This window comes from Bradyrhizobium aeschynomenes (assembly GCF_013178945.1).
GTDB lineage: Bacteria > Pseudomonadota > Alphaproteobacteria > Rhizobiales > Xanthobacteraceae > Bradyrhizobium > Bradyrhizobium aeschynomenes.
The window spans coordinates 475,721-489,711 of record NZ_JABFDM010000003.1; the positions used below are offsets into that span (position 1 = coordinate 475,721).

13 protein-coding genes and 1 tRNA gene are annotated in these 13,991 nt (G+C 63.0%); 5 read left to right on the forward strand and 9 right to left on the reverse strand.

Translation table 11 applies throughout. The annotated features are described in order from the left end of the window. Positions 1-15 precede the first annotated feature (15 nt). The 4 genes from fliF to HL666_RS11225 form a co-directional block, all read right to left on the reverse strand. Positions 16-1,620: a flagellar basal-body MS-ring/collar protein FliF gene (fliF, locus tag HL666_RS11210; RefSeq protein WP_172112321.1), complete on the reverse strand. Its 1,605-nt coding sequence runs from the start codon at positions 1,618-1,620 to the stop codon at positions 16-18. 336 nt (positions 1,621-1,956) lie between these two features. Beyond that, positions 1,957-2,232 (reverse strand): CtrA inhibitor SciP, encoded by a 276-nt coding sequence (gene sciP / locus HL666_RS11215; protein WP_002714638.1) that lies wholly within the window; start codon positions 2,230-2,232, stop codon positions 1,957-1,959. A gap of 271 nt (positions 2,233-2,503) precedes the next feature. After that, the gene (locus tag HL666_RS11220) at positions 2,504-3,202 is read right to left on the reverse strand and encodes a flagellar hook assembly protein FlgD (protein ID WP_172112320.1); all 699 of its coding nucleotides are present in this window, start codon (positions 3,200-3,202) and stop codon (positions 2,504-2,506) included. Positions 3,203-3,214: 12 nt separating this feature from the next. Then, positions 3,215-4,801 (reverse strand): flagellar hook-length control protein FliK, encoded by a 1,587-nt coding sequence (locus HL666_RS11225; RefSeq protein WP_172181401.1) that lies wholly within the window; start codon positions 4,799-4,801, stop codon positions 3,215-3,217. A gap of 356 nt (positions 4,802-5,157) precedes the next feature. Here HL666_RS11225 and mnmA point away from each other — a divergent pair, with 356 nt between their 5' ends. The 4 genes from mnmA (at position 5,158) to HL666_RS11245 (ending at position 7,734) form a co-directional block, all read left to right on the forward strand. Beyond that, positions 5,158-6,351, forward strand: coding sequence for a tRNA 2-thiouridine(34) synthase MnmA (mnmA, locus tag HL666_RS11230; RefSeq protein ID WP_172132362.1), 1,194 nt, complete (start codon positions 5,158-5,160; stop codon positions 6,349-6,351). Positions 6,352-6,378: 27 nt separating this feature from the next. Further along, entirely contained in the window at positions 6,379-7,014 is a 636-nt protein-coding gene (locus tag HL666_RS11235) for a class I SAM-dependent methyltransferase (protein ID WP_172132363.1), read from the forward strand. A gap of 63 nt (positions 7,015-7,077) precedes the next feature. Next, positions 7,078-7,428: a hypothetical protein gene (locus HL666_RS11240; protein ID WP_172132364.1), complete on the forward strand. Its 351-nt coding sequence runs from the start codon at positions 7,078-7,080 to the stop codon at positions 7,426-7,428. A gap of 229 nt (positions 7,429-7,657) precedes the next feature. After that, positions 7,658-7,734 (forward strand) — tRNA-Met (locus HL666_RS11245). Here the strand turns inward: HL666_RS11245 and HL666_RS11250 are convergent. Continuing rightward, complete coding sequence (locus HL666_RS11250) at positions 7,691-9,349, reverse strand: recombinase family protein (protein WP_172181770.1); 1,659 nt, start codon at positions 9,347-9,349, stop codon at positions 7,691-7,693. The genes HL666_RS11245 and HL666_RS11250 overlap by 44 nt on opposite strands. 274 nt (positions 9,350-9,623) lie before the next feature. Further along, a complete protein-coding gene (locus HL666_RS11255) occupies positions 9,624-10,037 on the reverse strand; it encodes a hypothetical protein (RefSeq protein ID WP_172181403.1) in 414 nt (137 codons plus the stop codon). A gap of 108 nt (positions 10,038-10,145) precedes the next feature. Here HL666_RS11255 and HL666_RS11260 point away from each other — a divergent pair, with 108 nt between their 5' ends. Beyond that, complete coding sequence (locus HL666_RS11260) at positions 10,146-10,355, forward strand: helix-turn-helix domain-containing protein (RefSeq protein ID WP_172181405.1); 210 nt, start codon at positions 10,146-10,148, stop codon at positions 10,353-10,355. A 284-nt stretch (positions 10,356-10,639) separates the two neighbouring features. Here the strand turns inward: HL666_RS11260 and HL666_RS11265 are convergent, their stop codons facing one another. From HL666_RS11265 to HL666_RS11275, 3 genes are all read right to left on the reverse strand, one after another. Further along, complete coding sequence (locus tag HL666_RS11265; RefSeq protein ID WP_172181407.1) at positions 10,640-10,870, reverse strand: helix-turn-helix domain-containing protein; 231 nt, start codon at positions 10,868-10,870, stop codon at positions 10,640-10,642. A 383-nt stretch (positions 10,871-11,253) separates the two neighbouring features. Continuing rightward, positions 11,254-11,715, reverse strand: a complete 462-nt coding sequence (locus tag HL666_RS11270; RefSeq protein WP_172181409.1) for a hypothetical protein — start codon at positions 11,713-11,715, stop codon at positions 11,254-11,256. A 1,520-nt stretch (positions 11,716-13,235) separates the two neighbouring features. Beyond that, positions 13,236-13,949, reverse strand: a complete 714-nt coding sequence (locus HL666_RS11275) for an SDR family oxidoreductase (RefSeq protein WP_172181411.1) — start codon at positions 13,947-13,949, stop codon at positions 13,236-13,238. Positions 13,950-13,991 lie beyond the last annotated feature (42 nt).

The window sequence follows — 13,991 nt, forward strand, 5'->3', positions numbered from 1 at the left end:
TTCGCGTCGGTTGGTTCAGTTCTGCTGCGGCTCGGCGAGCCACTGGCGGATGATGGCGGCGGCTTCGCCGGGGTTGCGATCGGCCAGCTCGCCCACCCGGTGCACGGACTGGGCGTGGACCTGGCCCTGGACCTGGGCGACGTCGATCATGTTGGCGGTCTGCTGGGCGTGGGCGGCCGCCTGGACGGTCTCGTCGGTGAGGGCAGGGACCCCGCCGCTGAGCGCCGCGGCGACCTCTTCGGTGGAGATGATCTTCTTCACCAACGGACGCACCACCATGAACACGACCACGATTCCGAGCAGCATCATCACCGCGAGCTCGATGACGTACATCACGTCATCCTTGGTGAAGTGGATCATGCCGAGGAAGCCGGTCGGCTCGTTGATCTGCGGCACGGCCGGGGCGTCTGCGAATTTCAGGTTGACCACCTCGACCTGGTCGCCGCGCTTCTGGTCGAAGCCGATGGCGGAGCGGACGAGGGCTGCGATGCGATCGAGCTCGTCCTTGCTGCGCTCCTTGTAGACCAACTCGCCCTTCTCGTTCTTGGAGTAGGCACCGTCGACCAGCACGGCAACGGAGATGCGGTTGACCCGCCCGGCCTCGGTGACTTCGGTCTTCGTCGTTCGGGAGATCTCGTAATTGTTGGTCTCTTCGGTCTTCTTGCTCTGGTCACGCGGCTGCTGCGGCGGCTGGTTCTGCTGATTGCCCGGCAGCTCGTTGTTGACCGTGACCTGCCCGTTGTTTTCGTTGGTGGCCGACTGCTCTTCGCGGGTCTGGCTCGACCTCAGCACGCGTCCTTCCGGATCGTAGCGGTCGGAGGTCTGGGTGATGCGGTTGAAGTCGAAATCGGCCGAGAGCTGGACCCGGGCGCGGCCGGCACCGACCACCGAGGACACGATGTCCTCGACCTGCTTGCGCATCCGCTTCTCGAAGCTGTTGCGCCGCTCGTCGCCAACCTGCTGGTCGATGTCGGTCTGGGTGCCGTCGGCCAGCAATTGACCGGCCTCGTCGACGATCGACACCCGCTGCGGCTTCAGACCGTTGACGGCTGAGGCGACCAGGTGGCGGATGGCCCGGATCTGGTTCGCCTCGAGCGCACCGCGCACGCGCACGACGATCGAAGCCGACGGCTCCGGGGTCTCGCGCGAGAACAGCGGCCGCTCCGGCAGCACGAGGTGGACGCGCGCCGCCTGGACGCGGTCGATGGCGCGGATGGTGCGGGCGAGCTCGCCCTCCAGCGCGCGGAGATGGTTGATGTTCTGAACGAAGCTCGTGGTGCCCAGCGCGTCCGACTTGTCGAAGATCTCGTAGCCGACGCCGCCGCCCTTGGGGAGGCCGCCTTCGGCGAGCTTCATGCGGAGACGGGTGACCTTGTCCTTCGGGACCAGGATGACGCTGCCTTCATTGCGGATCTCGAACGGAATGCCCTGCCGCTCCAGATCCTTGATGATGCTGGAGGAGTCGTCCATCGTCAGATCGGTGAACAGGGTCGTCAGCTGCGGCGCCGTCACGCGCATGATGACGAAGCCGAAGAAGCCGATCAACGCGGCGGTGACCGCGATCATGGCGGTCAGCCGCGCGGCGCCCAAACCCTTCAGGAAGTCCAAGAGACCTTGCAAGCAACTGCCCCATAGTTCGGCATTCGACGGGTGGCTGCTGGAAGGTCATTTGAGCTTCGCGGGCCTTTACGGCCGGTTGTGGAGATCGCGAAATTCAATCGTTAAACCCTTCACCGCCACCCGCATTCCAGGTGGTGATCCGATGTTGCCCTCTTCTCCCGCAGTCGCGAGGCAGTCGCAGAGGTTGAATCGAACCACTGGGCAATTATTGCCTATGGGAAGGTTTCGATATGGTTAACGTCGGTTAAGAGGTCCTAACAAACTATCGACATGCAAAAAATCGGCTTGGCGGAGCCAAGCCGATTTTCGAAGACATCCCGCCGCGTCGTTAACGCTTTATTGACGATATTGCTGAATTCGGGTGGTGCGCAGCCCGGCGAGACCATGCTGGTCGATCGAGAACTGCCACGACAGGAATTCGTCGACGGTCAGGGTATATCGGCTGCACGCCTCTTCGAGGGACAACAATCCGCCGCGAACCGCAGCGACGACTTCGGCCTTGCGGCGTATGACCCACCTCTTGGTGCCTGGCGCAGGCAAATCCGCGATGGTGAGCGGGCTGCCGTCAGGCCCGATGACGTATTTCACCCTCGGGCGATGGGGTTCTGTCATGGCGTACTCACAAACTCTTAACCACTGAACTCACGGTAAGACCCTACGCCGCCTCGCTTAAAATTTGCCTAAGCAAAGGGCGTGAATCCGGCGCTCCGCGCGAACGCCGCCGCTCCCGGCCGCCAGAGGCTCCGGGAGCGAGATCGTGGTAAATGATTGGTTAAGAATTTCCGGCGGTTACGCCGGCATGTCGGAGCCCGGGCTGAGCTTGAGGTTCAAGATCAGCTGCAACCGTATCCAGAGTGTTAACCGCGCGACCCCGCTTCAAGGGCTAGCTAACGATCCGCTGGATCTGATTCACGGTGTAGGTCTGGCCGCCGATCGACAGCAGCGGGGGCTGCTGGGTCAGGTCCACCGAGGAGACCGTGCCCTTGACCTGGGTCGAGATGGCCACCGGCGTGCCGTTGGTCGCGTCGGTGCCGACCACGGAGATCTTGTATTGCCCGTCCGGCCATTGGACGCCGTCATTGCCCTGGCCGTTCCAATTGTAGGTCTGGTTGTCGCCGGCGCTCGCCGAATACTTGCCGCTGAACACGGTCTGCCCGACGCTGTTGGTGATGCTCACCGTCAGGTTGCTGTCCTTCGGGATGCTGAGATCCCAGCTCGCCTTGCCGCCGGTCATGGTCGTCGTCGAGCCATTCACCACGGCGGTCTTGCCGACGAAGGCCAGCGCCTGGGTGGCCTGCGTCGTCTGCTGCATCGAGATCAGCGAGGCCAGCTGGTCGTTGGTCTTGAGCTGCTGCTCGACGCCGGCGAACTGCACGAGCTGCTGAGTGAACTGGTTGGTGTCCAGCGGATCGAGCGGGTTCTGGTTCTGCAACTGCGTCGTCAGCAGGGTCAGGAAGGTCTGGAAGTTGCCTGCGATGGTCGAACTCGCCGTCGAGCCCAGGCTGCTGCCGTTGCTGGAGGACGAGGTCGAAGTCGTGCCCGAGACGGGCGGGCTTGCCGTGATTGCGTCGCCGATGGCCATGGAAGCCTCCTGTTAAACCCTGATATCGACCCCGCCCTGCGCGCCGAACATCCGTCCATAGGACCGTCCGGCGAGCTGGACCGGGACGTTTTCGTCCTCGGTCACGATCAGGCGTTGTGAATTGCCGTTCTGTTGATAATCGCCGCCGTTCTGGCCGGACGAGTTCTGGTCGCGGAGAGAAAATTGCAGCCCGCTGTTGTTGCTCTTGAGACCGGCGTCCTGCAGCGCCTGCTGCAGCTGCGGCGCGGTCTGCTGCAGCATCGCCAGCGTCTCCGGCTTCTCGACCCTCAGATGCGAGGTCACCTGGCCGTTGCGGTCGACGTCGATGCGGACGTCGATGCGGCCGAGCTCGGCCGGATCGAGCCTGATCTCGAAGCGGCTCTTGCCATTGAGCGCAGACGCCGCGATCTCGACGGCAAGGCCGTGCAGCGGCACGGGGGCGCTGGTGGCAGCCGTGGCCGTCAGATTGGCCGATGTGATTGGGCTGGTCGAGGCGGTGGGCGTCGAGAGCTGCGGCTGCAGGGCCGCAGTGGCCGGCGCCGTCGGATCGGCGACTGGAACGTTGCCCTGACCGCTGGCGTGCGCCGCGCCGCGCTCATGCGCCGCTTGTGCCGGGCCATTGCCGCCCTTGGCGAGCGGCTCGACCTCGCCGCCATCCGGCTTCGCCGCAACGGTAGGCTGCTGGCCGGGGTCGGTGCCCTGAGCTTGCGGCTGGGTGCCCTGTGTCGCAGGGGCGCTCTGCTCGGAGGTCTTGCCGATCTCACCGGGCGCAAGACCCGTCTTGACCTGCGCTCCCGGCTTGCCCGTCGCCTTGGGGCCGCCGGGGACCGTCGCATCCAGAGCCGCGGTGAAGGTCTGATCCGTCGACGCTGCCGCGTCGCCGGACGCCGTCGCCGTCTCGGGGGCCGATGTTGAGGCGGCGTCCTCGGTGGTCTTCGCGGCACCGGCAGCCTTGGCCGCTGCGGCCATCAGGCCGGCACTGGCATCGATGGTGCTCTTCGGGCCGGAGCCGGTGGTTCCGACCGGCGCGGTCGGTACGGGTGCCGTGGAGGCGCCTTCACCGTCCGAAGCAGGCGCGGCGGTTGCGGCATCGGCGAGCGTGATCTCGGACGGAATCGCGACGGCAGCCGGCGTCGGAACGGGTGCTTGACCGGCGGCAGCCGCCGCGGTCGTCGCGTCTGTGCCGGCCTGGTCGCCGTCCTTCTTGTCGGAGCTCTTCCCGTCGGAGGCGTCGGCCGTGTCGGTCGTGCTCTTGGCTGATGTGTCGGTGGTCGTGTCGGAGGGCGCATCCGAGCCGGTCCTCTCGGTGCGAGACGTGCCGTCGTCGGTGTTGTCTTGCGCCTTGTCTGCCGATCTCGTCTGGCTGGTGCGGTCCGTATCACTGGTGCGCGTGGTCTCGCGGCTGGGGCTCGCGGCGTTGCTGGCGCGAGGCGTCGACGCCGTGGGGGGCAGCGACGATGTCGACGGATCCGGCGGCGTTGCGGCATCGACCAGCGCCGAGAAGCTGTCGGACGGCTGCGCGGCGTCCTGACGGGACGGTTTCGGCGCTGCGCTCTTGAGAACCTGACCGGCCTGGATGTCTGACGTGACGCTGAACACCTTGGAACCTCTCGCGATGAAACTCGTCGAGCCAGTTCAGCAAGGAGCGGGCCAAAGCGGCGTCTCCATAAAAATACATATAGATCAGGATCTTAGATCTGGGATGGGAATGGCCGGCCGCCGCCGGCGGGCCGTCATTTCTGCCCGGCCGGCAAGATTTGCCGCGGCTCTCGAGGGTCAGCGCGATTGCTTCGCAGGAAGTGCGCCTATATTAAAGACCGATGCTTCTCGTGTTGTTTCCGACCGGGAGACCGGGTCCGGAGATCGCCGGGAGCAAGCCATCCGCAAAGACGGCGCATGCGAGGCGTTCCCGCCGGGGACGACTCGTCTGACGCTGCGATCGCAGTGACCTGACCATGCTCAACAGTCTCGATCTCGAAGGCCGTCCCGAGGACACCAGGGTCGTCGTCGCCATGTCCGGCGGCGTGGACTCGTCGGTTACGGCTGCGCTGTTGAAGTCGGAAGGGTACGACGTCGTCGGCATCACCCTGCAGCTCTATGATCATGGCGCCGCGACCCATCGCAAGGGCGCCTGCTGCGCCGGCCAGGACATTCACGACGCCCGCAACGTCGCCGAGCGGCTCGGCATCCCGCATTACGTGCTGGACTATGAGGACCGTTTCCGCGAGTCGGTGATCGACAATTTCGCCGCCAGCTATGCGTCGGGCGAGACGCCGGTGCCGTGCATCGAGTGCAACCGCGCCATCAAGTTCGGCGATCTGCTGAAGACCGCGCGCGAGCTCGGCGCGTCCGTGCTCGCCACCGGCCATTACGTCGCCTCGCGGCGTCTGGCCGACGGATCGCGCGCGCTCACTTGCGCCGCCGATGCCGATCGCGATCAGAGCTATTTCCTGTTCGCGACCACGCGCGAGCAGCTCGACTATCTGCGCTTTCCGCTCGGCGACATGACCAAGCCGGAGGTGCGCGAATTGGCGCGGCGCTTCGGCCTCGAGGTCGCCGACAAGCATGACAGCCAGGACATCTGCTTCGTGCCGACCGGCCGCTATACCGACATCATCGGCAAGCTGCGGCCCAACGCGATGGAGCCCGGCGAGATCGTCGATCTCGACGGCCGCGTGCTCGGCGCGCATCAGGGCATCGCCAACTACACGATCGGCCAGCGCAAGGGACTCGGCATTGCGGCCGGCGCGCCGCTCTATGTCGTGAAGCTGGACGTCGCGACCCGACGCGTCGTGGTCGGCCCGCGCGAGGCGCTGCGCACGCACCGCATCACCTTGCGCGAGGTCAACTGGATCGGCGACGGCGCGCTCGATGCGGCGGTGCGCGATGGCCTCGAACTCTTCGTGCGGGTGCGCTCGACGCGTCCGCCGCAGCCGGCCTGGCTGCGTGGCGCCAACGGTCACTATGAGGTCGAACTGGTCGGCGGCGAGGAGGGCGTCTCGCCCGGTCAGGCCTGCGTGTTCTACGATGCTGCCTCCGGCCGCGCCCGCGTGCTCGGTGGCGGCTTCATCCAGAGCGCTGTTGCCGAGAGCAGCAGCGCGCGCGGCGCCGTCAGGCCGCAGCGCGTGGCCGAGCCGGTCCGCGGCTGATCAGCTTTCATCATTCAGGGCAGGGGCATGGGGGACATCGACCGCGCAGGGGTCGAAAAGGCCTACGAGCGCTGGGCGCCGATCTATGATCTGGTGTTCGGCAAGGTCTTCGATCAGGGGCGCCAATCGACCATCGCGGAAGCCGATCGCATCGGCGGCCGCATTCTCGACGTCGGCGTCGGCACCGGGCTGTCGCTGTCGGACTATGCCCGCACGACGAAGATCTGCGGCGTCGACATCTCCGAGCCGATGCTGCGGCGGGCGCAGGCGCGCGTGCGCGAGCTGAAGCTCTTCAATGTCGAGACGCTCGCGGTGATGGATGCGAAGCATCTCGCCTTTCCGAATGATTTCTTCGACGCCGTCGTGGCGCAATATGTGATCACGGCGGTGCCGGATCCCGAGGCGACGCTGGATGATTTCGTCCGCGTGCTGAAGCCGGGCGGCGAACTGATCCTCGTCAATCACATCGGTGCGGAGAGCGGCCCGCGCCGCGTTTTCGAGCTGGCCTTCGCGCCGATCGCGCGCCGGCTCGGCTGGCGGCCGGAATTCCCGTGGGCGCGGCTGGTGAACTGGGCGGCAAAGCATGGCGGGGTGACGCTCGCCGAGCGCCGGCCGATGCCGCCGCTCGGGCACTTCTCGCTGATCCGCTACCGCAAGGGCTGATCGCTTCCGGCCACTGAAGTCTTGGCCCAGGGAACGCGAACGCCGGGTTGGCGTTGCTCTGTCATGAGCATCAGGCAGTCATTGTTCCTCTCCTTCGTGCTGGCCTCGGCCGCCACTGCGGCTCACGCCCAGGCACCCCCGACACCGGCCACGCCGCCGCAGGCGACGGCGCCGGCTCCCAACGCGAATGCCGCCTGTGCCCCGAACGCGCGGGCGACGGCGACGCCGGACGGCATCACCACCGGCCGCGCCGGTGAGCCGTTGGGCGAGAAGCTCGCCAAGACCAATGGCGTGCTGTGTCCGCCGAGCGGCGTCGATCCGGAGATGCATGCGCCGACCCCGGAAGGCGGCACCACGCCGGTGATCCCGCCGCCCGGGACTCCCGGCGGCAATCCGAACCTGCAGCCGAAGTGAGCCGCTTCGTTGCATGATTCGCCGTGGGCGGCCTCGCGATGGACGACGCTGCAGCGCCGGCCCATGAGCTTGCCTCAAGGCCTTGACGAGTCGAATGGAATTCGCGCGGCGGGAAAACCGCTGCGGGCTGCGAGCTTTGCTTGACAGCGGCGGGAACGGCTCCTTATATGCCGCCCGTTCACAAGGCCCGCCGCACTGTTTCGCCGGCCCCGCCTTGATCGGACACCGTGGCGGGGTAGCTCAGCTGGTTAGAGCACGGGAATCATAATCCTGGGGTCGGGGGTTCGAGTCCCTCCCCCGCTACCACCTTTCCCCACACTCCCTTCACTCTGCTTGGGTAGGCCTCACCGCCAATCAGCGAGTTGAGACGGCCTTCAATTTCGACACAGACCCCGCCCGGGCGTGTGTCATCTCTCGACACCGTCACCGTCTCCACGAGATCTCGGATTGCTTCGGCAGCCTCCTCGTCACCTGCGCTCACACCTTTGCCGAGCACACTTTCGAGCCGCATCAATTGCTCTTCGTATCGCCTTAGAATGACGGGGTGGAGCGCGATCGGCTGCGGGGCGGGTGGCTGCCTTTGCAATTCGGCCATGATCCGCTTCCGATCGGCATCCAAAGCCGTGGACCGCGGGCCGAGAATCGAAGGATCTCCATGCCCCTTGGCAATTGCGTCAACCAGCCGATCGATCTCGCGGTTCAATTGCCCGAGTTGCTGTTCCAATCGCCCTCTTTTCGCGCTGGCTGAAGCTGCCAACCGCTTCCTCTCCTCCAGGTAAGTCGTCACATACTCCGCAATCACCTTCGGCGAGCGCATTTCGGCACGCAGACCGCCAAGAACCGCCCGCTCGATCAAGTCGAGGTAGAAAGTCTTGGCGTCAGAACAGGTGCCGCTTTCCTTCGCTGCCGAGCATCGAACACGAACCCGCCCAGATTTGTCGCGGCCATTCGTTGACAGGCCCGACCCGCAGGCTGCGCAGCGCAGAAGGCCGGACAGCATCCTGCGGGGACGGCGCTGATAGCTCGGATGGGTGGAACTGCGTTCGCCCTTGCGTCTTTGTGCCGCCTCAAACAGGTCGGCGCTCACGATGGCAAGGTGTGGCACCTCGACAATCCGCCAATCGCTCTTTTGGTTTGGTCGAGAGAGGCGCTTGCCAGTGTCTGGATCCTTCACCATACGGACCTTGTTCCAGACGAGTCGCCCGACATAGAGCTCATTCTGCAGGATGCCCGAGCAGCGCATGCGGTTTCCGTTAATAGTCGAGGCATTCCACGATCGCCCACGCGGAGGCGGCACGTTTTCCCGGTTCAGGTCGTGTGCAATGTCTCGTGGCGTTCGACCGTCGACATAGTTCTGGAAGATCCGCTGCACGATCTTGGCTTCGGCCTCCACTATCGCCCGCTCTCCGCTCTTGCCGGCTACAGGCGTATAGCCATAGGTTACGCCCCCGCCGGCGAGACCTTGACTAACTCGGCCAGCCTGACCGCGTCGCACCTTGTGTGCATTGTCCTCACGGTAGAGCTGGCCAACCAATCCCCGTAGTCCGACAAGCACCGTGTTCACGACCCCCTCATGAACGGCTCTGATCTCGATACCGAGAAACGAGAGGCGCTTGTGGATGCCTGCGAGATCCTCCATGTCGCGTGACAAGCGGTCGAGTGCCTCCACGATCACGACTTCAAAACATCTGTCCCTTGCCTGATCAAGCAGCCGCAGAAGGCCGTCGCGTCCCATGACAGAACCGCCAGACCGCGCGCGATCTTCGTGAATATTGATGACCTCGAGGCCTTCGCGCTCCGCGTAGCTTTGACAAAGCGAAACTTGATCTTCAATCGATCGTTCGTTCTGCAGGTCTGTGGAGAAGCGAGCGTAAATTGCTGCCGTCTTCCTCTTCCCGTCGGGAAGCGATCTCGCGTTCATGATCTTCCCTCGCTGCTATCCGAGCAAGTGCGCGTGCGAGACGCAAGATCGCTCTATCTGGAGTCGCCGGCAAGGACCATTTGCGATCACGGGTCCGCACGGTCGTGCTCCAGGATGTTGCACGCGTAAGGAGCCCCGTCGTCTTCGGCGGGGCACACCTCGCAAATATCGACCGCGCTGATCATGCTCCATGGTTATGCTAACGGAGTAGGCGAGAGGAATGTTTGCCCAGATCGAGCCGTAAAGCTGGATGCCACAGCGAAGAAAAAGAAGTTCAGTCCTGCAGCATGATGGCCGGGACGGGGGTGCCCGCCACCTCACAGACCGCCTCGATGAGCAGGCGAACCGCTTTGGCATGCCAATCGATTTGGTCGATCGGCTTGTCCCAGTACTCTGACACGACGTGGGCAGTGTGACGTGCCTTCACGCCCAATCCGGCTATGCTACGAGCAGGCACTGTCATGAGTGCATGTTCGACGGGATACAGCTTTGCCAGGATGTCCTCGACCTCAGCTCGATGGGACCTCGCTTGTTCATTTTGCATCCTGGCAAGTTCATCCAGGAGCGCCGTCAACTGCGCTTCCAAAGTGAGCAACCTTTGGTCATCGGCCGCAGACGACGCGATTGCAGCTGAGCTCTCCTGCGCGTTCTGGACGGCATCGCTCTCTCCGACGGTCTGATTTCCCATGGTGGAGCCTCCAATCGAGCGCGCATTCGCGTCCGCCTGTTGAGCCATCTGGCTTTGTTGAGTATACTCAATTGATGGGTATGCTCAACAGGCCGCATTCGTTCACGAATGAACGATTTGCGAGATACTGTTGCTCGGAATTTGCGTCGCCTCCGAACGGGAAAGGGCTGGACGCAGGAGGAGCTCGCGTTCCGAGCAAAAGTCGACCGGAGCTATGTCAGTCAACTGGAGACGGGGGTGTACAGCGCATCTGTGACGATGCTCGGTAAGCTGTCAAAGGCGCTCGGCGTCGATCCCAGCGAATTCCTAAAACCTTGACCAGAGCCTGGTACTCGTGTCGCTGGGGTGCTCTGGAAGAACATTCAGGCGGAGTTGGTCGAACCGTTCACAGGGCGAGGCTGTCGCCTTTCTCAAACAGCAAGACTATAGGTCGACCTTCCTGCGAAGTCTGCATTATCCCACCGCGTACCAACTAACGTATTGGGATGATTGTGCATGAGCGTAGCGCCGCAGCTATCTAATTGATGTAGTGTCGATTTTCGAAAATCGTCGACCTGGTGGGGACGGGGAGTGGGGACGGTAGCGCGTGACGAACGTGATCATCATCCTTGATCAGACTCGGTCACGATCAGTCGTCTAGACGCACGACACGCCACCATGTTTCGCTTGTCCCAGGCGTCGAGTTGATCAATCGGATAGAGGACCGCTTTGCCGATTTTGACGAAGGCCGGCCCGACACGCATGGCTCGCCAATTCCGCAGCGTCCCTACGCTCACTGCTCCGCGATAGCGCTCCGAGACTTCCTCAGCAGTCAGATACTTTCGATCTCCCATGCTGTCACTCCAGATCACAATGGGCCCGATCGAGCATTTATGATCCCGGTCAGACATAGAACCTGGATGAATCATGGGTAGTGCGAGGGACGGTGAACGGCGGCGAATAGGCGTCCATTAGGTCGGCGCCGCTGACGTCGGCTATGCATCCGACAGTGACACTCGGTCCGACGAGTCGTGTTGTCAGGGGGCCGGGCCGCAAGCTGCCGTCGATGCACCCGACCGAGAAGGTCCGATAAGGGCGAATTGCGGAGGTGACGGGCGGCGCGGCCGGGCCGTAAATGGCCTGGAGCCTGCCGACTTGCGGCGTTGCATCAAGTCGGCAACTATCCGCGGTACACCGGCCGTGACGCTAGCTTGTTCGGTAAGGCAGCACGTGACCCTTAGCGGACGCTCTCTGCAGGCACAGTCTTCGCGGATGATCGCAGCCATCTATCTAAGAAATATAGCGGCAACATTCCGAAGCAGTGAATTATTACTCCGACCAAAAGGGGAATAGCACCATAAGTCAGGCCCAAAATGAAAGCTATCGGAGCGAAAATCAGCGTGAGGAGGGAAATAGCGGCCAGGAGCGTGAAAAAAATGCAGATCGGAGTGCCGACGAAATAACGGATGAGCATGCCTTCATCAAATGTGTTCCGCCTTCGTACTACGCTCATGGCCTGACCAAAAGCGATGGGAAACGCGATGAATGGAGTTAGTGCCGGAAGCAACTCCAAGATGTCGCGCTCAATGCGCACCACGGACGTGTAAAGCTCTGGATAGAGCGGCCGGATCATGAGCACGGCCAGCGATGCCACGGCTGTCGTCCAGATCGTCAGATAAGCAACGATGATGGCCTTCATTCCCACTTTCATCGCCGGAAAACCTCGCCTAGCTCCGCATGATAGCACGTCCGTCCTCTTGGTTGCACTGCTCCTTCAGAACAGGTTTGCAGACTATTAACGAATTCGGCTCTTGGCCCGTGGCTGCCGCCCCCAGGATGTCCGCGCGAACGGTAGGGACCAGAGGTAACCCGGACATCGTGATCCAGCCCGGTTCGATCGTGAGTACGAGCAACCTTCCAAGTCCGTAATGGGCTGTTCGCGTCGTGCCGACCACCGACCCGCCACGTCTGGTCTGCCCCAATCAACGGACATATTCCGATACTGACCAGGTTGAAAACGAGCCGCGCGCGGGCGCGCGTATTTCGAAAGCGCGACCTAGACCGCGCGAGAGCGCCAGCTTGGAAGGGTTTCGGTGGCTGAATACACTCAAGGCCCATTCGGACATAATGCGGCTTGAAGCACGATTGAACCGCAATGGCTTTTCCCGCAGGTCCGAATTGGGAGAAGCCCCCAGGTCGACGCCCTCACCCCACGGATCCTGGGCTGGAGGCGGTCAGTTTTGCCAGAAAAATGACTCCGAACTAACGAGCATCCTGAGACGTGTGGGGGGGGCGAGTCAGGGGTCCGCTACATCGCTTGTCCACTCTTCGGAAGTCCCGGTCTATTTCGGCGTGCAGCGGTACGCCAGGCGAGCGGGGTTGCCGGAGGGCAACATGCGACTGCCGAACGGCCACCTTGGGGAGGCGAATGCCCGAAAAAGGACGGCCGAGACCACAGACTCCGACCTCGCGAGAACATTGAGCAATCGCAGCAATCAGCACATCATAGAATTTTGCGGCAGCGCTCCACAGGACAGTCAAGCCTACCGCTACGATGCTTGCCGACACCACTCGGAGTTCGCCACATCGCAAGCCATCTATCGACTACTATCGGCTCTCTGCGCGCCATTCTAGGTCAGACACCCTAACCGAAATCACGGCCCAAAGTACAGTCAGCGTCGGCCTCGAAGATCGGACATCTACGCGAACGGGCAAAGTCTGGACTGCATCAGCAATCCTCCAACCACCGGAGGATAGATATGACCAAGAAGCCAAAGCCACATAAGCGTCCTACTGATGCCGTATCAGGATGACGACCATTCGAGACCTTGTAGGGTATTCCGGCCCCGCAACCGTGCTGACCGGCCCCACGAACGATCAGACGGCATGAACTCCGGCTTATTTTCCCGCTGTGAAATAGCACGATCTACGAAACGGAGAAGCGCGGCAAGTTCCCATGAAGGTTCAATCTCACGCGCCGATGCGTCGTGTGGGACCTGGAGGAGGTCGAGGCAGGGCTAGAACAACGCCGACGGACCTACCTCAAAGGCCGCGCGAAGATCGCACCAGGGCCGGACGTTCATCAGCGCAGGACCCGCCCTGTGAAATCGCCGATTGATTGAACGACCGAAAGCTATCGCGCCATCTCCGGCGCAGTAGCCCAGATCAGGGGTAAGCTCATTATTTGTCGCGTCGGCCGAATGCAGCACTTCAACTGCATCACAGTGAAAGCTTGCCGATCGAGGCCCCTCCATCCACATGCAGCGTCTGACCGGTCATGAAGGCCGCGTCGTCGGATAGAAGAAAGGCCGCTGCCGCAGCGATTTCCTCCGGCCTGCCGAAACGGCGCATCGGAACTCCGGCGAGATAGCGCGCTTCCCCCTCGCTTCCAGGGGCGTTGTTCGCCCTGAACAGCTCGGTCTCGGTCGGTCCCGGCGAAACGGCGTTGATGGTGATACCTGTCGCGGCAAGCTCCAGGGCCCAGCTGCGGGTGAAGCTCACGAGCGCAGCCTTGGCCGCCGCATAGCTCGTGCGCTCGACGCTGCCGAGCACGGTGAGGCTGGAGATATTGACGACCCTTCCCCATCCGCGTGAGCGCATGCCCGGAAGGGCTGTCTGCGTCGCGACCAGCGCCGGATGCAGGTTGACGCGCATGACTTCCTCGAGCGTCGAGACAGCGATATCGCCAAGGGGTGCCGCACGCACGAGGCCGACATTGTTGACGACGCCGTCGACTTCGGCCTCCCGGATGATCGCGGCGAGCCTGTCGCCAGAGGCCGGATCGGCGAGGTCGAGGAGATGCAATTCACCGGGGAACCCTTCCGACGCGTTGCGCGCGATGCCGACGATGGCATGTCCCTGTTTTGCGAGGCGGAGTGACAGTGCGAGGCCGATGCCCTTGCTGGCGCCGGTGATCAGGAAGGTTCTCTTCATGAGATATCCTTTCGGCCCCGCTGCTTGTGGGTGGGGCCTATT